At 68.1% G+C, this 21,400-nt stretch carries 18 protein-coding genes; 8 read left to right on the forward strand and 10 right to left on the reverse strand.

What is annotated here, in order from left to right; genetic code table 11:
- Positions 1–24: 24 nt before the first annotated feature.
- Positions 25–1,491 carry a CCA tRNA nucleotidyltransferase gene (locus G6045_RS09540; protein WP_165331424.1) on the reverse strand — a complete coding sequence of 489 codons (1,467 nt, stop codon included), beginning with the start codon at positions 1,489–1,491 and terminating at the stop codon, positions 25–27.
- Between the two features lie 144 nt (positions 1,492–1,635).
- Here G6045_RS09540 and G6045_RS09545 point away from each other — a divergent pair, with 144 nt between their 5' ends.
- The 7 genes from G6045_RS09545 (at position 1,636) to trxA (ending at position 11,418) form a co-directional block, all read left to right on the forward strand.
- Positions 1,636–4,020, forward strand: coding sequence for a DUF6049 family protein (locus G6045_RS09545; RefSeq protein ID WP_165331425.1), 2,385 nt, complete (start codon positions 1,636–1,638; stop codon positions 4,018–4,020).
- Between the two features lie 47 nt (positions 4,021–4,067).
- Complete coding sequence (gene murJ, locus G6045_RS09550; protein WP_165331426.1) at positions 4,068–6,392, forward strand: murein biosynthesis integral membrane protein MurJ; 2,325 nt, start codon at positions 4,068–4,070, stop codon at positions 6,390–6,392.
- Positions 6,393–6,522: 130 nt separating this feature from the next.
- Complete coding sequence (locus G6045_RS09555; RefSeq protein WP_165331427.1) at positions 6,523–8,229, forward strand: protein kinase family protein; 1,707 nt, start codon at positions 6,523–6,525, stop codon at positions 8,227–8,229.
- 50 nt (positions 8,230–8,279) lie between these two features.
- Positions 8,280–9,002, forward strand: a complete 723-nt coding sequence (sigM, locus tag G6045_RS09560) for an RNA polymerase sigma factor SigM (RefSeq protein WP_165331450.1) — start codon at positions 8,280–8,282, stop codon at positions 9,000–9,002.
- Entirely contained in the window at positions 8,999–9,880 is an 882-nt protein-coding gene (locus G6045_RS09565; RefSeq protein WP_165331428.1) for an anti-sigma factor family protein, read from the forward strand. Before sigM ends, G6045_RS09565 begins: the two co-directional genes overlap by 4 nt.
- Before the next feature lie 184 nt (positions 9,881–10,064).
- Positions 10,065–11,027, forward strand: coding sequence for a thioredoxin-disulfide reductase (trxB, locus tag G6045_RS09570; protein ID WP_165331429.1), 963 nt, complete (start codon positions 10,065–10,067; stop codon positions 11,025–11,027).
- Positions 11,028–11,070: 43 nt separating this feature from the next.
- Positions 11,071–11,418: a thioredoxin gene (gene trxA / locus G6045_RS09575; RefSeq protein ID WP_165331430.1), complete on the forward strand. Its 348-nt coding sequence runs from the start codon at positions 11,071–11,073 to the stop codon at positions 11,416–11,418.
- Positions 11,419–11,517: 99 nt separating this feature from the next.
- On the opposite strand, the gene G6045_RS09580 is transcribed toward trxA, so the two are convergent.
- The 9 genes from G6045_RS09580 to rpmH form a co-directional block, all read right to left on the reverse strand.
- A complete protein-coding gene (locus tag G6045_RS09580) occupies positions 11,518–12,135 on the reverse strand; it encodes a GNAT family N-acetyltransferase (RefSeq protein WP_165331431.1) in 618 nt (205 codons plus the stop codon).
- A gap of 304 nt (positions 12,136–12,439) precedes the next feature.
- A complete protein-coding gene (locus G6045_RS09585) occupies positions 12,440–13,531 on the reverse strand; it encodes a ParB/RepB/Spo0J family partition protein (protein WP_165331432.1) in 1,092 nt (363 codons plus the stop codon).
- Positions 13,531–14,574 carry a ParA family protein gene (locus G6045_RS09590; RefSeq protein ID WP_235967747.1) on the reverse strand — a complete coding sequence of 348 codons (1,044 nt, stop codon included), beginning with the start codon at positions 14,572–14,574 and terminating at the stop codon, positions 13,531–13,533. The genes G6045_RS09585 and G6045_RS09590 overlap by 1 nt, the downstream gene beginning before the upstream one ends.
- A gap of 302 nt (positions 14,575–14,876) precedes the next feature.
- Positions 14,877–15,632: a 16S rRNA (guanine(527)-N(7))-methyltransferase RsmG gene (rsmG, locus tag G6045_RS09595; protein ID WP_165331434.1), complete on the reverse strand. Its 756-nt coding sequence runs from the start codon at positions 15,630–15,632 to the stop codon at positions 14,877–14,879.
- A gap of 118 nt (positions 15,633–15,750) precedes the next feature.
- On the reverse strand, positions 15,751–16,266 hold the full coding sequence (locus G6045_RS09600) for a Jag family protein (protein WP_165331435.1): 516 nt from the start codon (positions 16,264–16,266) through the stop codon (positions 15,751–15,753).
- Positions 16,267–16,280: 14 nt separating this feature from the next.
- Positions 16,281–17,573: a membrane protein insertase YidC gene (yidC, locus tag G6045_RS09605; RefSeq protein WP_165331436.1), complete on the reverse strand. Its 1,293-nt coding sequence runs from the start codon at positions 17,571–17,573 to the stop codon at positions 16,281–16,283.
- A 3-nt stretch (positions 17,574–17,576) separates the two neighbouring features.
- A complete protein-coding gene (yidD, locus tag G6045_RS09610) occupies positions 17,577–17,885 on the reverse strand; it encodes a membrane protein insertion efficiency factor YidD (RefSeq protein ID WP_052578308.1) in 309 nt (102 codons plus the stop codon).
- Positions 17,882–18,268, reverse strand: a complete 387-nt coding sequence (gene rnpA / locus G6045_RS09615; RefSeq protein ID WP_165331437.1) for a ribonuclease P protein component — start codon at positions 18,266–18,268, stop codon at positions 17,882–17,884. The genes yidD and rnpA overlap by 4 nt, the downstream gene beginning before the upstream one ends.
- Positions 18,269–18,287: 19 nt before the next feature.
- Positions 18,288–18,425 (reverse strand): 50S ribosomal protein L34, encoded by a 138-nt coding sequence (rpmH, locus tag G6045_RS09620; RefSeq protein WP_165331438.1) that lies wholly within the window; start codon positions 18,423–18,425, stop codon positions 18,288–18,290.
- Between the two features lie 469 nt (positions 18,426–18,894).
- On the opposite strand from rpmH, the gene dnaA reads away from it, so the two are divergent.
- Positions 18,895–21,045 (forward strand): chromosomal replication initiator protein DnaA, encoded by a 2,151-nt coding sequence (dnaA, locus tag G6045_RS09625; protein WP_165331439.1) that lies wholly within the window; start codon positions 18,895–18,897, stop codon positions 21,043–21,045.
- The last annotated feature ends 355 nt before the right edge of the window (positions 21,046–21,400 follow it).

Genomic DNA, 21,400 nt, shown 5'->3' on the forward strand with positions numbered 1-21,400 from the left:
CCCCGTTCTCACTGGCTCCGAGCCTCAGCCCTGCGTGGCCCACCACTCCTTGAGCGCAGCCACCGCCGCATCCCGCTCCATCGGCCCGTTCTCGAGCCTCAGCTCCAGCAGGAACTTGTACGCCTGCCCGATCACCGGGCCCGGGCCGACCCCGAGCACTTCCTGGATGTCATTGCCGTCCAGATCGGGCCGGATCGAGTCCAGCTCCTCCTGCTCCTGGAGCAGCGCGATCCGCTCCTCCAGACCGTCGTACGCCCGCGAAAGCGCCGCGGCCTTGCGCTTGTTCCGCGTCGTGCAGTCGGAGCGCGTCAGCTTGTGCAGCCGCGACAGCAGCGGTCCGGCATCGCGTACATACCGACGTACAGCCGAATCCGTCCACTCGCCGGTGCCGTAGCCGTGGAAGCGCAGATGCAGCTCCACGAGCCGGGTGACGTCCTTCACCAGCTCGTTGGAGTACTTGAGCGCGAGCATCCGCTTCTTTGTCATCTTCGCGCCGACCACCTCGTGGTGGTGGAACGAGACCCGGCCGTCGCTCTCGAAGCGCCGCGTCTTCGGCTTGCCGATGTCATGCAGCAGCGCCGCAAGCCGCAGCGTGAGATCGGGACCGTCCTCTTCCAGCGCGATCGCCTGCTCGAGAACCGTCAGCGAGTGCTCATAGACATCCTTGTGGCGGTGGTGCTCATCGCGCTCCAGACGCAGCGCCGGCAGCTCGGGCAGCACATGGTCGGCGAGGCCGGTGTCGACAAGCAGCGTGAGTCCCTTGCGCGGGTGCGCGGAGAGGATCAGCTTGTTGAGCTCATCCCGTACGCGCTCGGCCGAGACGATCTCGATGCGGTCCGCCATGGCCGTCATCGCGGCGACCACCTCGGGCGCCACCTCGAAGTCCAGCTGTGCGGCGAAACGCGCGGCCCGCATCATCCGCAGGGGGTCGTCCGAGAAGGACTCCTCGGGCGTGCTGGGCGTCCGCAGCACACGCGCGGCAAGGTCCTCGAGGCCGCCGTGCGGGTCGACGAACTCTTTCGCGGGAAGCTCGACGGCCATCGCATTGACGGTGAAGTCCCGGCGTACGAGATCCTGCTCGATCGAGTCGCCGTAGGAGACCTCGGGCTTGCGAGAGGTCCGGTCGTACGCCTCGGAGCGGTACGTGGTGACCTCGATCAGGAAGTCCTGCTCGACGTCACCGGCCTTCCCCTTCTTCTGGCAGCCGACCGTGCCGAAGGCGATCCCGACCTCCCAGACGGCGTCCGCCCACGGCCGCACGATCTTCAGTACGTCCTCGGGGCGGGCATCGGTGGTGAAGTCCAGGTCGTTGCCGAGCCGTCCGAGCAACGCATCCCGCACCGAGCCGCCGACCAGCGCGAGTGTGAACCCGGCCTCCTGGAAGCGGCGCGCGAGATCGTCGGCGACAGGGGACACCCGCAGCAGTTCACTCACTGCGCGGCGCTGCACCTGGCTCAGTGCATTGAGGTTGTCTTCATTGGCGTTCGGCACAACAGAAAAGGGTACGTGGCCGCGACCGCCCAGGCTTCCCGGTTTCATGTGGAGCAGTCCCCGGCACTCGGCCACAGTTCGCATCGTTACCATGCGGGGACGCAGAAAGACGACCACTGACGACGACGAGGGACGGGCGAGCGCGTGGCCGAGGCGGCAGACTTCCAGGGGATGACTCCCTCACCTGCCCGCCGGTGGCTGCGGCGCACAGCAGCCTCCCTGGTGGGACTGCCTCTGCTGGCCGGGCTGCTCGCGCAGCCGGCCGGTGCGGCCGCGGAGGTGGCGAGCGGACAGCCGGCAGCGGTGAAGGCGGAGCCCACGGGCCCCGAGACCGTCTCCGTGGCGATCAACTCCTTCGAGCCCCAGATCCCGTCCGAGAGCGACACCCTGACGATCACGGGCAAGCTCGAGAACAACAGCGCTCAGACGGTCACCGACGCCTCCTTGGCGCTGCGCCTGGGCCAGTCGCTGAGCAGCCGTACGCAGATCGACTCCGCCGCCAAGAACGGGGGGACGGTGACGGGCGCCGAGGGCCTGGTGGTCGGCGGCGACGAGTATCTGCAGAAGTTCAAGAAGATCGCGCCCCACGGCACCCAGGACTTCCGGCTCAGCATCCCCGTCAAGGAGCTCGACCTCGACGGCGAAGGTGTCTATCAGCTCGGCGTCGCGCTGACCGGCCGTACCGAGTCCCAGTTCAACCAGATCCTCGGAATCGAGCGGACCTTCCTGCCCTGGCAGCCCGATGGTGCCGACACGCAGACCAAGGTCAGCTACATGTGGCCGCTGATCTCCCGTACGCATCTGACCGCCGAGTCGGCCTCGGACGCGAACCAGACCCCGGTCTTCAAGGACGAGAGCCTGATCAAGGAGATCGCTCCAGGCGGGCGCCTGGAGCGGATGGTCTCCGAGGGCAGCACCCTCCCCGTCACCTGGGTCATCGACCCGGATCTCGTCGCGTCCGCGGCGCTGATGGCGCAGCCGTACAACGTGCAGGGCCCCGACGACACGGTCGTCGCGGGCGACGAGGACAACCAGAAGATCGCCCGGAACTGGTTGAACTCCCTGATCAAGGCCGTGCAGGACGAGAAGGTCGTCGCCCTCCCCTTCGCCGACCCCGATCTCGCGTCCATGGCGCACGGCGGCGGGACGGAGTCGCTCGGTCATCTCAAGGACGCCACCGAAGCGGCCGTGAAGACGCTCGAGACCCTGCTGCACATCAAGCCGAACACCGACTTCGCCTGGCCGGCCGAGGGCGCCGTCGACCCGAAGATCGTCAACACGGCCACGTCGGCCGGCGCGAGCAACGTGATCGCGCGCAACGACAGCTTCCAGGAGACGGGCAACCTCCCCTATACGCCGAGCGCCGCCCGCCCCATCGGTGACGGCACCACGGCCGTGGTCGCGGACTCCCGGCTCTCCAAGGCCTTCCAGGGCGATATGACGAGCGCGGAGAAGTCCACGCTCGCCACACAGCAGTTCCTGGCCCAGAGCCTGATGATCAACCTTCAGGACCCCGAGAAGCAGCGCAGCATCGTGGTCGCCCCGCAGCGCATGCCCACCACCGCACAGGCCATGACGATGGCCACCGCGATCAGGGCACAGGATGCGGGCGGCTGGTCGCAGTCCGAGAACCTGATCAGCGCGGCGAAGGAGAAGCCGGACCCGGGCGCCACCACCGAGGTGCCGTCCGCCGACGCGTACCCGGCCGCTCTGCGCAAGCAGGAGATGCCGCTGTCGGGCTTCGACGAGATCAGGAAGATCCAGAGTCAGCTCAATGACTTCAAGGTCATCCTGACCCGCCCCGAGCGGGTCGTCGTCCCGTTCGGCCGGGCCATCGACCGCGCGCTGTCCACCTCGTGGCGCGGCCTGCCGGAAGAAGCCCACACCTACCGCAAGAGCGTCCTCAAGTATCTCGACGACCTCACCGGCGGGGTCGCCCTGATCAAGAAGTCGGAAGCCAAGCTCTCCGGCCGCAGCGCGACCATCCCCGTCACCGTGCAGAACAACCTCGCCCAAGGCGTCGAGAACCTCCGGGTCCGCCTGACCTCGACGAAGCCCAACCGCCTGAAGATCAACGGCGAGAGGTACGCCGAGCAGGAGGTGGAGGTCGCCGGGGGCCATGCCCAGTCGCTGAAGTTCTCCACCACGGCCAACGCCAGCGGACCGGTCGACGTGGTCGCCCAGCTCGTCACCGCGGACGGCAAGGAGTACGGCGATCCTGTGCCGTTCACCGTCAAGGTCACCGAGGTGCCGGCGACGGTCCTCGCGGTGATCGCCGGTGGCTTCCTCCTCTTGGTCCTGGCAGGGTTCCGGATGTACCAGCGGCGCAAGCGGATCGTCGCCCGCCGGGCCGAGGAACAGGACGGCGGCTCCTCGGACGGCCCCGACGACGGCACGGACAACGGCACCGACGACGGCGCAGGCCCGGACGAGGGCGGCCCGGAACCGGAGCAGCCGAGTGACCCGACACCGGACACCTCCACGGAAAGCACGGACCCGTCCGGGACGGGTGAGAGAGTGGACCGTTGAGCGATGATGTGGCCGGTGGGCCGTGGGACCGATGAGGTGGGGTAAGCATGAACGCGCCGTACGACGGTGACCGCGGCCAGGGCGCGAGCGGCGGCGATCCGACCGGCGGGCAGTTCCCGCCCGGGCAGCCCACCCCGGAAATGCAGCAGCCCGCTCCGGACCTGTACGTCCAGGACGCCTACGACCAGGACCCGTACCGTGCGCAGGACCTCTCCGCGCAGGACCCGGTGACCGAGGCGCTCTACGACCGCGCCTCGCACCCTCCGCCGCCTCCGGGCACCTATCCGGACCCGCAGCAGCTCTACGCCCCGCCCCCCGCCGCGCAGTACGCGCCGGACCCGCGCGTCTGGGCCCAGACCCCGGCACCCGAGCCGGACGGTCTGTCCCGCCAGTTCCCGTACGGCGACGACGTGCGCACGACACAGTTCGTGGGCGTGGACGATCTCGTGACGCAGGCGGGCGAGGAGCGCTCCGCACCGGACGCCTTCGCGCATCTGTACCGGGACCAGCAGGGGACCGGCGGGCTCTACCGTGACCAGCAGGCGCCGAACGGCGACCAGCACGCTCAGTACGGCGGCGACCAGCACGGCCAGTACGAAGGCACGCAGCCCGGCCACCCCGGCGGCGAGCAGCACGGCTACGGCGCACCGCAGAGCGGCGTTCCCGGCCGCCCAGGCCCCGACCCTCTGATCCCTGCCCCGGCCTCGCCCCCGCCGCCTCCACCGGCCGCCACAGCGGCGCCCAAGGGCGGCCGTGCCTCGGGGCTGCTGAAGTCCAGCGCCGTGATGGCCGCGGGCACGATGGTCTCGCGTCTGACCGGCTTCGTACGCTCGATCCTGATCGCGTCGGCACTGGGCCTCGGTCTGCTCGCCGACACATTCCAGGTCGCGTACCAGCTGCCCACGATGATCTACATCCTCACCATCGGCGGCGGTCTGAACTCGGTCTTCGTACCGCAGCTCGTCCGCGCGATGAAGGACGACGAGGACGGCGGCCAGGCCTACGCCAACCGTCTGCTGACGCTGGTGATGGTGGCGCTCGGTGCCCTGACCCTCGCGGGCATGTTCTGCGCGCCGCTGCTGATCCGCGCGCTGTCGGTCGAGGTGGCGAACAACCCCGCCGCGAACGATGTCGCGGTCACCCTGCTCCGCTTCTTCCTGCCCTCGATCTTCTTCATGGGCATCCACGTGGTGATGGGCCAGATCCTCAACGCGCGCGGCAGGTTCGGCGCGATGATGTGGACCCCGGTCCTCAACAACGTGATCATCATCGCCACCCTGGCGATGTTCCTGTGGGTGTACGGCACGGCCGAGACCAGCAGGATGACGGTCGACTCCATCCCGACGGAGGCAGTCCGCCTCCTGGGCGTCGGCGTACTCCTCGGCCTGGTGGTCCAGGCGCTCGCGATGATCCCGTATCTGCGGGAGGCCGGCTTCAAGCTGCGGCCGCGCTTCGACTGGAAGGGCCAGGGCCTCGGCAAGGCCGCCAAGCTCGCCAAGTGGACCATCTTCTTCGTCCTGGCCAACCAGGCCGGCGCGATCGTCGTCACGCAGCTCGCCACCGCCTCGGGCAGCTTCAAGGACGGCACGGGTTTCGCCGCGTACGCCAACGCGCAGCTGATCTGGGGCCTCCCGCAGGCGATCATCACCGTCTCCCTGATGGCCGCTCTGCTGCCGCGGATCTCCCGCTCGGCGCACGAGAACGACACCGGCGCGGTCCGCGACGACATCTCCCAGGGCCTGCGCACCACGGCCGTCGCGATCGTCCCGATCTCCTTCGCCTTCGTGGCCCTCGGCGTGCCCATGTGCACCCTGATGTTCGGCTCGGCGGGTGGCAGCGCCGCGACCTCCATGGGCTACATGCTCATGGCCTTCGGCCTCGGCCTCATCCCGTACTCCGTCCAGTACGTCGTCCTGCGTGCCTTCTACGCGTACGAGGACACGCGGACGCCCTTCTACAACACGGTGATCGTGGCCGCGGTCAACGCGGTCGCCTCCACTGCCTGCTACTTCCTGCTGCCCGACCGCTGGGCCGTCACCGGTATGGCCGCCTCGTACGGACTGGCCTACGCGATCGGCGTGGGCGTCGCCTGGAAGCGACTGCGCGCGAAGCTCGGCGGGGACCTCGACGGCTCCCACATTCTGCGTACCTATGCCCGTCTCGGCATCGCATCCGTGCCGGCCGCGATTCTCGGCGGCGCCGCTGGGTACGCGATCATGCAGGCCCTGGGCAATGGTGCCCTCGGCTCGCTCACCGCGCTGATCGTCGGCTTCGCCGTACTGCTCGGAGTGTTCTTCGTGGCCGCCCGCCGGATGCGGATCGAGGAGATGAACGCGATGGTCGGAATGGTCCGCGGACGTCTCGGTCGCTGAACATTCGAAGAACCGGACCGCTGAGGGGCAACCCTCGGCGGTACCCGCGTGTCGTGCATAGCGTCGGAGTGTGGGCACAATTGGGCTTGACGTCGGACAGCGTGCAACGGATGGGGAGGCAGGAACGACGGTGGCGGAACGGAGCACGGCTGCCGTCGACGTGGCAGCAGGCGGCGGGGACGAACCGCTGACCACGCAGGCGGACCAGACCACGGCCGACGAGGCGGAGCAGCACGAGCACAAGGCTGCCGACGAAGGCACCCAGCACACCCAGAACGCGGACGCGGCTACGCAGCCCCAGGTCCGCACCCCCGAACTGCACAGCGGTCACAAGCTCGCCAGACGCTATCGCCTCGAAGAGTGCGTCACTCGTCTGGACGGATTCAGCAGCTGGCGCGCCGTGGACGAGAAGCTGCGCCGGGCCGTCGGGGTCCATCTCCTGCCCGCCGACCACCCGCGCGCCCGCTCCGTCCTCTCGGCGGCGCGTTCCTCGGCACTGCTCGGCGACCCGCGCTTTGTCCAGGTCCTGGACGCGGTCGAGGAGAACGACCTCGTCTACGTCGTGCACGAGTGGCTGCCCGACGCGACCGAGCTGACCTCCCTGCTCGCCGCCGGACCGCTTGAGCCGCATGACGCGTACCAGCTCGTCAGCCAGCTCTCCCAGGCCATGGCAGCGGCTCATCGCGAAGGGCTCGCCCATCTGCGCCTGACGCCGAGCGCCGTCCTGCGCAGCTCCACCGGGCAGTACCGCATCCGGGGTCTCGCCGTGAACGCCGCGCTGCGCGGCATCAAGTCCGACACCCCGCAGCGTGACGACACCGAGGCGATCGGTGCACTGCTCTACGCGTCGCTGACCCAGCGTTGGCCGTACGAGGTCGACGCCTACGGCCTGAGCGGGCTCCCCAAGGACGCGGGACGGATCGCCCCGGACCAGGTGCGCGCCGGCGTCCACCGGGGCCTGTCCGAGCTCGCGATGCGCGCCCTGGTGAACGACGGGGCCACCGCCTCGCGCCTGGAGCAGCCCTGCACCACTCCGGAGGAGCTTGCCAAGGCGGTCGCGGAGCTGCCCCGGATCAAGCCGCCGGAGCCGGCGTTCACCGCCGCTCCTGAGTACCAGCGCACGACGTACCAGCAGGGCAGCTACGGCCGTGCGCAGCTGCTCGGTGCAACTCAGCCCGTGCCCGCACCGCCGCAGCCGCTTGAGGGCCGTACCGGCAAGGCCCTCAAGTGGGGCGTCTCCGCCTTGCTGATCGCCGCCCTCGGCCTCGGCAGCTGGCAGCTCGCGGACGCTCTGATGGAACGCGGCGGCTCGGGTGACCCCGGCACCAGCCAGCAGTCCGAGGAGAACGGCGACGGCAAGCAAGCGGCACCGAAGCCGCTGAGCATCAAGGACGCCGAGGAACTCGTCGTCTCGGGCAGCGCACAGGCTCCCGGCGAGGTCGGCAAGACCTACGACGGTGACACGTCCTCGTACTGGCGGACCAAGTCCTTCCTCGACGGCCCCGAGATGAAGATAAAGCCCGGTGTCGGCATCGTGTACGACCTCGGCTCGGAGCAGAACGTCTCGGCGGCTTCGATAAAGCTCCGCTTCGGAGGCGACCACACCGCCGTCTCGCTCTACGCGGCGGATTCGCTGTCACCCGGTTCGGTGGAGGGCCTGAAGCAGATCGGGACCAAGACCAAAACCCAGAGCACTTCTGCCAAGGTGGAGGCCAAGGACCCGGTGAAGACGCGGTACGTCGTCCTCTGGCTGACGGCACTGCCGCACGCGGAGCGCGACGGCTACAGCAACGCCGGCTACAAGCAGGGCATCACGGACGTGAAGTTCAGCGGCTGAGGTTCTCCGGGGGGAGGGGGTTCCACGTGCACGACGCCGGCTACGGCGACATGAGCGACAAGGACCTCCTGTCCCGCCATGTCGCCGGGGACCCGGAGGCGTTCGGGGAGATCGTCGGGCGCCATCGGGACCGCCTGTGGGCTGTCGCGCTGCGCACGCTGGGGGATCGTGAGGAAGCCGCGGATGCGGTGCAGGACGCGCTGGTCTCCGCTTATCGCGCCGCACACACCTTCCGAGGACAGTCCGCGGTCACCACATGGCTGCACCGCATCACGGTCAACGCCTGTCTGGACCGTGCGCGCAAGGCCGCTTCCCGTAAGACCTCACCGGTCGACGACACGGAGCGCCTGGAGCAGCTGCTCGAGCCGCATGAGTCGGCCGCGGCCCCGGCCGAGCGCCAGGATCTGCACCGTGAACTGATCGAGGCCCTCGGCACACTTCCGGCCGATCAGCGGGCCGCGCTCGTCCTGGTGGATATGCAGGGCTATCCCGTGGCCGAGGCCGCACGGATCCTCGATGTGCCCACCGGCACCGTGAAGAGCCGCTGCGCCCGCGGCAGAGCGCGTCTGCTGCCCCTCCTCAGCCATCTGCGGGTCGGCACCGAGAGGGACCGCGACGCAGGCCCCTCGAGAGACGGCGGCGAAAGAATCACCGAGCAGCCGGAGTCCGGAAGGAACCGGACCGAGGGGACATCCGTCCCACCGGCAGCAGAAGCACGGGATACGGGAACGGGCGATTCAGCAGCCGTGAAGGGCGGAGGTGGGCGAGCGTGACATCCACGACCGGCACGGCCGAGCACCCGGAAGTCTCGGAGCTCTCCGATCTCGCCGAAGGACTGCTGCCGGCCTCACGCTCTGCTGTGGTACGTCGGCACCTCGAAGACTGTGTCCTGTGCGCCGATGTGCAGGCCTCACTGGAGGAGATCCGCGCTCTGCTCGGCACGCTGCCGACGGAGACGCGTATGCCGGACGAGGTGGCCGCGCGGATCGATGCGGCGCTGGCGACAGAAGTACTGCTCGATGTTTCACGTGAAACGCAGAGCCACAGCGAGCGTGAAACAGCACCCGCGCCAGACGCGTCAGCCGATGTTTCACGTGAAACATCGCCCTCGCAGCGCCCTGGAGGCCATCCGCGAGGAGCCACGGGCCCGGGGCGAAGCAATGCGCCACGACGACGCCGCCGTGGGGCGGTCGCCGCGCTCGGCGCCCTCGCCACCGTTGCCGCCGTCGGAATCGGCACGCTCGTGTTCCTGCCGGACGGCAGTGACCAAGGGCCGGGCACGCAAGCCACGGAGAAGTTCTCCGGGGGCGACCTCAAGACGCGTGTGGCAACCCTGGTGGCTTCTCGGACCAGCGCCGAGTCGGCCTCCGTCGGAGCGAACTCCACCTCGGGTGAGACTCCCACCACGCCCAGGACCAAGGACGTCCCGGGAGTTCCGGAGTGCATCGCCCGGGCCATCGCCCGCGACGAGGAACCCCTGGCCGCGGAGGACGGGACGTACAAGGGTGCGCCGGCCTATCTGGTGGTGCTCCCGCACGCCTCGCAGACGACCCGTGTCTCCGCCTATGTGGTGGACGCCGCGTGCCTCAAGGAGGACCAGTCCACGGCCACGGGCAAGGTTCTGCTCGAGACCTCCTTCCCGCGGAACTGACGCTCGCCCACGCCTGCGCGCCACGGAACTCAAGGCTCCGCGGAGGCCCTGACTCAGGAACACACCCCGTACGCGGTCATGGCGGGAATGCAAGCCCCGTAGGATCCGTTGGGTGGGGTGAGAGTCCCGGTAGGACTCCCCTGAGGCAGTAGGCAGTCAGTCCGCAGAGACGAGGAATCAACCCGTGAGCGACGTCCGTAACGTGATCATCATCGGCTCCGGGCCCGCCGGTTACACGGCGGCGCTCTACACGGCGCGCGCGTCGCTGAAGCCGCTCGTGTTCGAGGGCGCCGTCACCGCCGGTGGTGCGCTGATGAACACCACCGAGGTGGAGAACTTTCCGGGCTTCCAGGACGGCATCATGGGCCCCGAGCTCATGGACAACATGCGCGGCCAGGCGGAGCGCTTCGGCGCCGAGCTGATCCCGGACGACGTCGTGGCCGTCGACCTCACGGGTGACATCAAGACCGTCACCGACACGGCCGGCACGGTGCACCGCGCCAAGGCCGTAATCGTCACGACCGGCTCCCAGCACCGCAAGCTCGGTCTGCCGAACGAGGACGCGCTGTCGGGCCGCGGTGTCTCCTGGTGCGCCACGTGCGACGGGTTCTTCTTCAAGGACCAGGACATCGCCGTGGTCGGCGGTGGCGACACCGCGATGGAGGAGGCGACCTTCCTCTCGCGCTTCGCCAAGGCCGTGACGATCGTGCACCGCCGTGACTCCCTGCGGGCGTCCAAGGCGATGCAGGAGCGCGCGTTCGCCGACCCGAAGATCAAGTTCGCCTGGGACAGCGAGGTCGCCGAGATCCACGGTGAGCAGAAGCTCTCCGGTCTGACCCTGCGCAACACCAAGACCGGTGAGACCTCCGAGCTGCCTGTCACGGGTCTGTTCATCGCGGTCGGCCACGACCCGCGCACCGAGCTCTTCAAGGGCCAGCTCGACCTGGACGAGGAGGGCTACCTGAAGGTGGACGCTCCCTCCACGCGGACGAACCTCACGGGCGTCTTCGCGGCCGGCGATGTCGTCGACCACACCTACCGTCAGGCGATCACTGCGGCCGGCACCGGCTGCTCCTCCGCCCTGGACGCCGAGCGCTTCCTCGCTGCCCTCGCGGACAACGAGACCGCCGCCGCGGCGACCGTCTGAACCTCAACCTCCCCCACCGCAGTACCGAGTTAAGGAGCCCAGCGTGGCCGGCACCCTGAAGAACGTGACCGACGACTCCTTCGAGCAGGACGTGCTCAAGAGCGACAAGCCCGTACTGGTGGACTTCTGGGCCGCCTGGTGCGGTCCGTGCCGCCAGATCGCCCCGTCGCTCGAGGCGATCGCCGCGGAGCATGGCGACAAGATCGAGATCGTCAAGCTGAACATCGACGAGAACCCGGCGACGGCCGCCAAGTACGGCGTCATGTCCATCCCGACGCTCAACGTCTACCAGGGCGGCGAGGTCGCCAAGACCATCGTCGGCGCCAAGCCCAAGGCCGCGATCGTGCGCGACCTGGAGGACTTCATCGGCGACGAGGCCACCAAGGCCTGACCGCCGCAGTCCTGAGGCGTCACAGCAGGACGATGTTTCACGTGAAACAAGGGCCGCCCTTCGGGGCGGCCCTTGTTTCGTGGAACTGCTGCGGACGATTCACAGCGGCCGCAGCGCCGGCTCCTTCTGCACGGCGCCGAGGAGACGGTCGAGGGCCAGCTCGACGTCCTCCTTCCACGAGAGCGTCGTACGCAGCTCCAGACGCAGTCTCGGATGCACCGGATGCGGACGCACCGTCTTGAAGCCCACCGCGAGCAGATGGTCGGCGGGGAGCACACACGCCGGCTCCTTCCAACGGGCATCCCCGAAAGCCTCTATGGCTTTGAAGCCCCTGCGCAACAGATCTTTGGCGACGGTCTGCACCATGACCCGACCCAGGCCCTGCCCCTGATATCCGGGGGTGATCCAACTGGTCATCAGCTGCACGGCATCCGGCGCCACAGGGCTCGTCGGGAAAGCGGTCGAGCGGGGCACATAAGCCGGCGGCGCGTAGAGAACGAAGCCCACCGGGACCTCGTCGACGTAGACCACACGACCGCAGGAGCCCCACTCCAGAAGCACGGCGGAGATCCAGGCTTCCTTCTCCAGCTCCGGGGTTCCTGCCCTTACCGCGGCCTGGCCGCTGACCGGATCCAGTTCCCAGAAGACGCATGATCGGCAGCGCTTGGGAAGGTCCGGGAGGTTGTCCAGCGTGAGCGGTACGAGCCGACGCCCCATGAAGGCAGTTCCTCACTTCCTTCGCCTGCCGCGACTCGTGCTGCGGTGAGCGCGCTCCGTTCCCTGAGCAGACTGCCGACGAATCCGCCGACGGCCCCCAGGCCAAGTCCCGCGGTCACCAACCCGGTGCGGCTCACCGTACGCATGGCCCCCGCCTCCCTCTCCCTGAGGTGCTGTCGGGTGGATGCGCGATACCCGATCGCATCGTATCCACCCTGCGATTGCCGCGAAACGCCTATAAAGCAAAGAGCGAGCCGTGTTCCGAACATTCCGGACACGGCTCGCTCTTCAGGACAGGCTGGGATCAGCTCTCGGATTCGTCGTCCTCCGGCAGGGAGCCCTCAAGGACGGGCCCTTCTCCAGGGGCGAGCGTGCCGAGGATCCGCTGCAGATCCTCCATCGAGGCGAACTCGACGACGATCTTGCCCTTCTTCTGCCCCAGGTCGACCTTCACCCGGGTCTCGAAGCGATCCGACAGCCGGGTCGCAAGGCTGGTGAGCGCCGGCGAAAGGCGCGTTCCAGCCCGAGGGCCCTTGTTCTTGGGCGCCTTCTTCTGGTCGGCGCTCATCAGCTGGACGATCTCTTCCACGGAACGCACCGAGAGTCCTTCGGCCACGATCCGGTACGCGAGACGCTCCTGCTCCTCCGTGTCCTCCACGGACAGCAGCGCACGCGCATGGCCGGCGGAGAGCACACCGGCCGCCACGCGCTTCTGTACGGCCAGTGAGAGCCGCAGCAGACGCAGGGTGTTGGAGACCTGGGGACGCGAGCGCCCGATCCGGTCGGCCAGCTGGTCGTGCGTGCAGTTGAAGTCCTTCAGCAACTGCTCGTACGCGTTGGCCTCTTCGATCGGGTTCAGCTGCGCCCGGTGGAGGTTCTCGAGAAGGGCGTCCAGGAGGAGCTTCTCGTCCTCCGTCTCGCGCACGATCGCGGGAATCCGCTCGAGGCCCGCCTCACGGGAGGCCCTCCAGCGCCGCTCACCCATGATGAGCTCGTAGCGCTCGGGGCCCAACTGCCGAACGACAACCGGCTGGAGGAGCCCGACTTCCTTGATGGAGGTCACGAGCTCGGCGAGGGCGTCCTCGTCGAAGATCTCACGCGGCTGGCGCGGGTTGGGCGTGATCGAGTCCAGCGGCACCTCGGCGAAGTGGGCACCAGCTACCTGCTGCGGCTCGATGCCGACGCTCTCGACCTCGAACGGCGGCTCCGTTTCACGTGAAACATTGCCCGGCGGCAGCGTGGCCACCTTGGCAGCGGCCACCCCGCGCTCCGCGGTGAGCACCGGCACCGCGGAGGGCGACGACGCCCCATTCGCGGCCGAAGAGCTCTCCGGAGTAGGAGCCGCGGGAATCAGCGCGCCAAGTCCGCGCCCCAGTCCTCTACGTCGCTCGCTCACTAAATCCCCTCCGCCATGCTCTGTTCGTTCTGTGCACCCACGACCGCACCGCGCAGGGCCATTTCCCTGGCGGCTTCGAGGTACGAGAGCGCACCGCTGGAACCCGGATCGTAAGTCAGGACCGTCTGTCCGTAACTCGGGGCCTCCGAGATACGCACCGACCGGGGAATGCTCGTCCGCAGCACCTCATTGCCGAAGTGGTTGCGCACCTCGTCCGCCACCTGGGAGGCAAGGCGGGTCCGGCCGTCGTACATGGTGAGGAGGATCGTCGAGACGTGAAGGGCGGGGTTGAGGTGCCCTCGTACGAGATCGACGTTACGCAGCAGCTGGCCGAGCCCCTCCAGCGCGTAGTACTCGCACTGGATCGGGATGAGTACCTCGTTGCCCGCCACCATCGCATTGACCGTGAGCAGGCCGAGCGAGGGCGGGCAGTCGATGAGGATGTAGTCCAGCGGCTGCTCGTAGGCCTGGATGGCCCGCTGCAGCCGGCTCTCCCGCGCCACGAGGGACACCAGCTCGATCTCCGCACCGGCGAGATCGATGGTGGCGGGAGCGCAGAAGAGACCTTCCACATCCGGCACGGGCTGGACGACCTCGGAGAGCGGCTTGCTCTCCACCAACACGTCGTAAATGGAGGGGACTTCGGCGTGGTGGTCGATACCGAGTGCCGTGGAGGCATTGCCCTGCGGGTCCAGGTCGATCACCAGGACACGGGCCCCGTGCAGGGCAAGCGAAGCGGCCATGTTGACCGTGGTCGTGGTCTTGCCGACGCCACCCTTCTGGTTGGCGACGACCATGACACGTGTTTGCTCAGGGCGTGGCAGCCCCTCGCCGGCTCGGCCCAAGGCCTCGACCGCCAGTTGGGCAGCACGACCAATCGGAGTGTCGTCCATCGGGGACGGTGTTTCACGTGAAACATCCTCCCCTGCTGACTCGGTACGGGGACCGGGGACCGGATCGGTCATCGGTCCCGCGATGTTGGCGTCGGACCGCAAGGCTTCACTCTCCTCGACTTCAGGCTCGCAATGAACAGAGCCTCCCATGCCTTCGGGGTCGTGAACCAGCGAGGCCCGGTCTTCTGTGGATGAATCCTCCGTTGTGGAGAACTCCATCCCCCTCTCGGGGGGTTTGCGATCACGAGGCGCGGCACTACGGCTGCGGCTGATGATCCCGTGGAGCAGTGAGCGACGTTTCACGTGAAACACGATGCCGAGGCGCCGCGAACCGCAGTGCACGACACTCCGACGTGCGTACGTTTGGCAGCTTGTGTGGCCTATGGCTCGTCATCAGGACGGATCAGCGCGCCAAAACGTCAACCGATCACACTTTTACGTCAGCGCCGGCTTCAGCGTCGACGCCGAGAGCGCCCCACACGCGCCGCCTTCGCCCGCTTCGCCGCAAAGCGCACACCGCCCGGGCTCTCGCCGACCTCGACCCGTACGACCGTGGAGAGCGGGTCCACAATGCCCTCGCCGACCTGCAGCACCGAGGTCTTCTCGGCACCGAGCTTGGCGAGCGCGGCCTTGGCGCCGTTGAGCTCCTCCTCGGCGGTGTCGCCCTTGAGCGCCAGCATCTCGCCGTACGGCCGAAGCAGCGGCACGCCCCATGCGGCGAGCCGGTCGAGCGGCGCCACGGCGCGGGCTGTGACGACATGCACAGGCGGCAGCTTGCCCAGGACCTCCTCGGCGCGTCCACGGACGACCGTCACATGGTCGAGGCCGAGCAGCTCGACGACCTCGGTGAGGAAGTTCGTACGGCGAAGGAGCGGCTCGAGGAGCGTGATCTTGAGGTCCTCGCGGACCAGCGCCAGGGGGATGCCCGGCAGGCCGGCACCGGAGCCGACATCGCAGACCGTGACGCCTTCCGGCACCACCTCGGAGAGCACCGCGCAGTTCAGCAGATGCCGCTCCCACAGGCGGGGCACCTCGCGGGGGCCGATCAGGCCGCGCTTGACGCCGGCGTCGGCGAGCAGCTCCGCGTACCGGACGGCGTCGTCGAAGCGCTCGCCGAAGACCGCTCGGGCCTGCTCGGGAGCCGGGGGGAGCTCTGACGAGGGGACCTCTGACGTCTCCGTCACGGGAACCGTCCTTCCGTACCGCAATACCGTGCTGACGCGCTGGCCGCGCTCAGGGGCTCACTATCAGGCTGACAAAGACCGGCCCCGTCTGCGAACAGACGGGGCCGGGAAAACCGCAGGACCGATCAGGCCGAGGGACCGATCAGGCAGGCAGTACGACGACGAAGCGCTGCGGCTCCTCGCCCTCGGACTCGCTGCGCAGACCGGCGCTCTTGACCGCGTCGTGCACGACCTTGCGCTCGAACGGCGTCATCGGCTTGAGCTTCACGGGCTCGCCGGAGCTCTTCGCCTCGGCCGCGGCCTTGGCACCGATCTCGGAGAGCTCGGCACGCTTCTTCGCCCGGTAGCCGGCGATGTCCAGCATCAGGCGGCTGCGGTCACCGGTCTCGCGGTGGACCGCGAGCCGGGTCAGCTCCTGGAGCGCTTCGAGGACCTCGCCGTCGCGGCCGACCAGCTTCTGCAGGTCGCGGCCGCCGGCGTCGCTGATGATCGACACGGCGGCGCGGTCGGCCTCGACGTCCATGTCGATGTCGCCGTCGAGATCGGCGATGTCGAGCAGACCCTCGAGGTAGTCCGCTGCGATCTCACCTTCCTGCTCGAGGCGGGTGAGGGTGTCGCCGGCCTCGGCGGCGGCCTCGGTGATGGTGCCGTCCGTCACGGAAGAACTCCTTCTTACTTCTTGGACGGGTGCTTGGGCCGCTGCGGGCCCTTGCGCTGTCCGGACTTGGCTTTGCTGCGGGCACCGGCGGAGGGCTGCTGCTTGGCAGCGGCCGGCTTGGCAGAGGTCTTGGGCTTGGCGTCCTGCGCGTCATCGGACTTCGTCAGCGAGGTCTTGGCCTCTTCGTCGCTCTTCGCCGCCTGCTGAGCGGCGGCGGACTGACGCTGCGACTTGGACTGACGCTTGGGCTGCTGACGCTTGGGCTGTCCGGACGAAGGCGACTCGTCATCACCGTCGAGCACCGCCACGGAGCTCTCGCTCTTCGCCACCAAACCCTCGGCGCTGGCGGCCAGACCGGCCTTGCTCAGACCGTTGATGAACTTGCGCTCGTTGTCATTGCGGTCGCGGCCCTTGGCGACGATCGCCTTGATGATGTTCTTCTCACCGCGGCGAAGCTTCTCGCCGCCGTTCTTCACCAGCTTGGTCTGCAGACGCTCCAGGAAGGCGGCCTGCGCCTTGCTGCCCGGGGTGGGGTTCTGGCGGATGACGTACATCTGCTGGCCCATGGTCCACAGGTTGGTGGTCAGCCAGTAGACGAGGACACCGACGGGGAAGTTGATACCGAAGACGGCGAACATGACGGGGAAGACATACATCAGCATCTTCTGCTGCTGCATGAACGGCGTCTTCACGCTCATGTCGACGTTCTTCGTCATCAGCTGGCGCTGCGTGAAGAACTGCGAGGCCGACATCAGGACGATCATGATCGCGGTGACGATCTTGACGTTCGTGGCCGTCGCGTCCAGGTCCGCGAGCTTCGCGGCGCTGTCCGTGAACTTGGCGGCCAGCGGGGCACCGAAGATGTGGGCCTGACGGGCGCTGTCAAGCAGCTGCTCGTTGATCGCGCCGATCGTCTTGCCCGTCGCGATGCTGTTGAGCACGTGGTACAGGGCGAAGAAGAACGGGGACTGCGCCAGGATCGGAAGGCACGAGGAGAGCGGGTTGGTACCCGTCTCCTTGTACAGCTTCATCATCTCTTCGGACTGGCGCTGCTTGTCGTTCTTGTAGCGCTCCTGGATCTTCTTCATCTCGGGCTGCAGCGTCTGCATGCCACGAGTCGCCTTGATCTGCTTCACGAAGAGCGGGATCAGGCAGATACGGATCAGGATCACCAGGGACACGATGGACAGACCCCAGGCCCAGCCCGTGTCGGGACCGAAGATCTTCCCGTACAGCGAGTGGAACTGGACGATGATCCACGAGACAGGTGTGGTGATAAAGCTGAAAAGACTGGCAATCGTGTCCACTAATCAGGCTCCTTGAGCGTGGGACGGAGTCTCGGTGGGGGCCTTTCCGCCCCGGTTGCGCCAGGCGTTGCGCAGCATTTCGTGCCATCGCGGCCGCTTGCGCGGTGGTACATGGTCGACACCACCGTGCGACCACGGGTTGCAGCGCAGGATGCGCCAGGCGGTGAGCCCTGTTCCCTTGATCGCGCCGTGCCGGTCGATGGCCGTGAAGCCGTAGTGGGAGCACGACGGGTAGTACTTGCACACCGGCCCGAGGAGTGGGCTGATGGTCCACTGGTACAGCTTGATCAAAGCCAGCAGTGGATATTTCATCGCGCGCCCCCTGACAGAAGCCGCGCGAGCGCGGCATCCAGGTCCCGGGCCAGCTGTGCATGGTCGGCGTCACCCGCTCCGGGCAGCGCTCGTACGACTACCAGGCTACCGGGGGGCAGCTCGCTCAGCCGTTCGCGCACCAGGTGCCTGAGGCGGCGCTTCACCTTGTTGCGTACGACCGCCACGCCCACGGCCTTGCTCACGACGAAACCCGCACGCGTCGGGGGAGTGCTCTCCCCAGCCACGTGCGGGTCCCCGTCTTTATAGAGATCAGCACCGCTGCGTAGATGGACGACGAGGAGCGGGCGTCCAGCCCGGCGTCCCCGGCGTACCGCGGTCGCGAAGTCCTCGCGCCGCCTCAGCCGATGCTCGGTAGGCAGCACGACGTCATGACCTGCGGAATCAGGCCGACAGGCGGCTGCGACCCTTGCTGCGGCGGGACGCCAGGACGGCGCGGCCGGCACGGGTACGCATCCGCAGGCGGAAGCCGTGGGTCTTGGCGCGGCGGCGGTTGTTCGGCTGGAAGGTGCGCTTGCTCACTCGGGGGCTCCAGAGAAATCAATCGGGTGGGCGATGTCGCCTGGCTGTCACCGTGCGCCCACGAGTAGCTCGCGATTACGCCCGAGTGCACCGCTTAGTGATCACTCGCGTGATCTACGCCCATCGGAGGCAGGCGGCAGCAGCCATCGACAACTCGACCTGGTTACGGTACGCGGGGCTACGCCATCCGGTCAAACCAGCAAAGGATCAGTGCGGAGGGCCGGCGGGGACCGACACTGTGCACAGGCTGTGGACAACAACTTGAACCGCAGCCGTCGCCCTGACTACCGTGGCTGGACTCGGATTGACCCGAACCCACCCGGCTTCGCCCCGTCCCACCCATCCGAGCCGATTCCATCCAGGATCGTGGGAGGACCGACCCGGATTTTCCCGCCGTAACCCCGTACACACCAGTCCCGCAGAACCACACCTTCGTGGGACATCGTGAACTCGTGAGAGAGCGTGCCCTGTGGCTGACGTACCTGCCGATCTTGCCGCAGTCTGGCCACGCGTGCTGGAACAGCTGCTCGGCGAGGGGCGCGACGGGCACGGCCAAGGGGTCGAGGCGAAGGATGTGCAGTGGATCCGGCGCTGCCAGCCCCTGGCGCTCGTCGCGGACACGGCGCTGCTCGCCGTACCGAACGAGATGGCGAAGAACCGGCTCGAGGGGCGGCTCGCCCCGATCGTCAGCGAGACGCTGAGCCGTGAGTGCGGCCGGCCGATCCGTATCGCGATCACGGTCGACGAGTCGATGGGCGAACTGCCGCTCACATCCCCGTCGTCCCCGGCGCCGCAGCCGCCGGAGCGTTTCGAGGAGCCTGAACTCCCGGGCGCTTTCCCCGGGATGGGCCCGCGCGGGCAGAACGGCCCGAACACCCCGCCGTACGAGAACTACGGTCGGCGCGACGAAAGCCGCCGGGACGACGGACGTCGTGACGCCCGCGACAACCGGGACAGCCGGGATAACCGTGACAACCGGGATAGCCGTGACAACCGGGATGACGGCCACCGGGATGAAGGACACCGCGACGACGGCCGTCGCGACGAGGGACGGCACGAAGGCGCCCGGCACGAAGGCCCCGACCAGGGCCCCCGCCACGACGAACAGCAGAACGACCCGCTTCCCACGGTCCGCCCGGCCTACCCCGACTACCAGCGCCGCGAGCCCGGCGCCTGGCCGCGGCCAGGACAGCAGGACGACTACGGCTGGCAGCAGCCGCGCCTCGGCTTCCCCGAACGCGACACGTACGGATCGCCGGAGCGCGAGCCGTACAACTCCCAGGACCGGGACAGCTACAAGGCCCCCGACCGGGACGGCTACCCGGAGCGCGACGGCTACCCCGAACGCGATCCCTACGGCTCCCCGCAGCCGCCGCGCGGCTACCGTTCCGAACGCCCGTCGTACGACTCCGACCGCCCTTCGTACGACAGCGACCGCGGCCTGTACGAGAAGCAGCGCCAGCAGGGATACGAGCAGCAGCGCCCCGGCATGGGGAACAACTCGGGCGGCCGAGGCGGTTCGGCACCCAGCGGCGCCCCCGGCCCGCTCGCCGCGCAGCCCGCGCCGGCCACCGGGCCCGGTGAGCCGACCGCGCGCCTGAACCCGAAGTACCTCTTCGACACCTTCGTCATCGGTGCCTCGAACCGCTTCGCGCACGCGGCCGCGGTCGCCGTCGCCGAGGCGCCGGCCAAGGCGTACAACCCCCTGTTCATCTATGGGGAGTCGGGCCTCGGCAAGACGCACCTGCTGCACGCCATCGGGCACTACGCGCGCAGCCTCTATCCCGGTACGCGGGTGCGGTACGTGAGCTCGGAGGAGTTCACCAACGAGTTCATCAACTCGATCCGCGACGGCAAGGGCGACAGCTTCCGCAAGCGGTACCGCGAGATGGACATCCTGCTCGTCGATGACATCCAGTTCCTCGCGGACAAGGAGTCGACGCAGGAGGAGTTCTTCCACACCTTCAATACGCTGCACAACGCGAACAAGCAGATCGTGCTCTCCAGCGACCGGCCGCCCAAGCAGCTGGTCACCCTGGAGGACCGGCTGCGCAACCGCTTCGAGTGGGGCCTGATCACGGACGTCCAGCCGCCCGAGCTGGAGACCCGTATCGCGATCCTGCGCAAGAAGGCGGTGCAGGAGCAGCTCAACGCCCCGCCGGAGGTGCTCGAGTTCATCGCCTCGCGGATCTCGCGCAATATCCGTGAGCTCGAGGGCGCGCTGATCCGCGTCACCGCCTTCGCCTCGCTGAACCGGCAGCCGGTGGACCTCGGCCTGACCGAGATCGTGCTCAAGGACCTGATCCCCGGCGGCGAGGACTCGGCTCCGGAGATCACGGCGACGGCCATCATGGCCGCCACCGCCGACTACTTCGGGCTCACCGTGGACGACCTGTGCGGCTCGTCGCGCAGCCGGGTCCTGGTGACCGCGCGGCAGATCGCCATGTATCTGTGCCGCGAGCTCACCGATCTCTCGCTGCCGAAGATCGGCGCGCAGTTCGGCGGCCGCGACCACACGACCGTGATGCACGCGGACCGCAAGATCCGCGCGCTGATGGCTGAGCGCCGCTCCATCTACAACCAGGTCACCGAGCTCACCAACCGCATCAAGAACGGCTGACAGCGCCAGAGTTACGGCCCTCAGAAGCGCCCCGGGACACGGTTCCCGGGGCGCTTCTCGTCGTCTGCGGGCCTCTTCCCGTACGCAATCGGCACGCCACAGGCGCCGACGCGAACTCCCCGGCCGCTCGCAGCTGTTCGAATAGCCCTTGTGCAGGACTGTTTCTCCACAGAAGTGCGAAGAAATGCCCGTCCACACCCTGGGGACTGCCGAGTTGTCCAGATTGTGTCCACAGGCCAGGCTGGTGACAGGTCATCAACCCAGGTCAGGGGCCTGTGGATTCGTGGACAACGGATCTCCACAGACTGTGGATGAATCCTCTGCCCACAGGCTGTTGATGAAGTTGTCCACCGGC

This window comes from Streptomyces mesophilus (genome assembly GCF_011044995.1).
Lineage (GTDB): Bacteria > Actinomycetota > Actinomycetes > Streptomycetales > Streptomycetaceae > Streptomyces > Streptomyces mesophilus.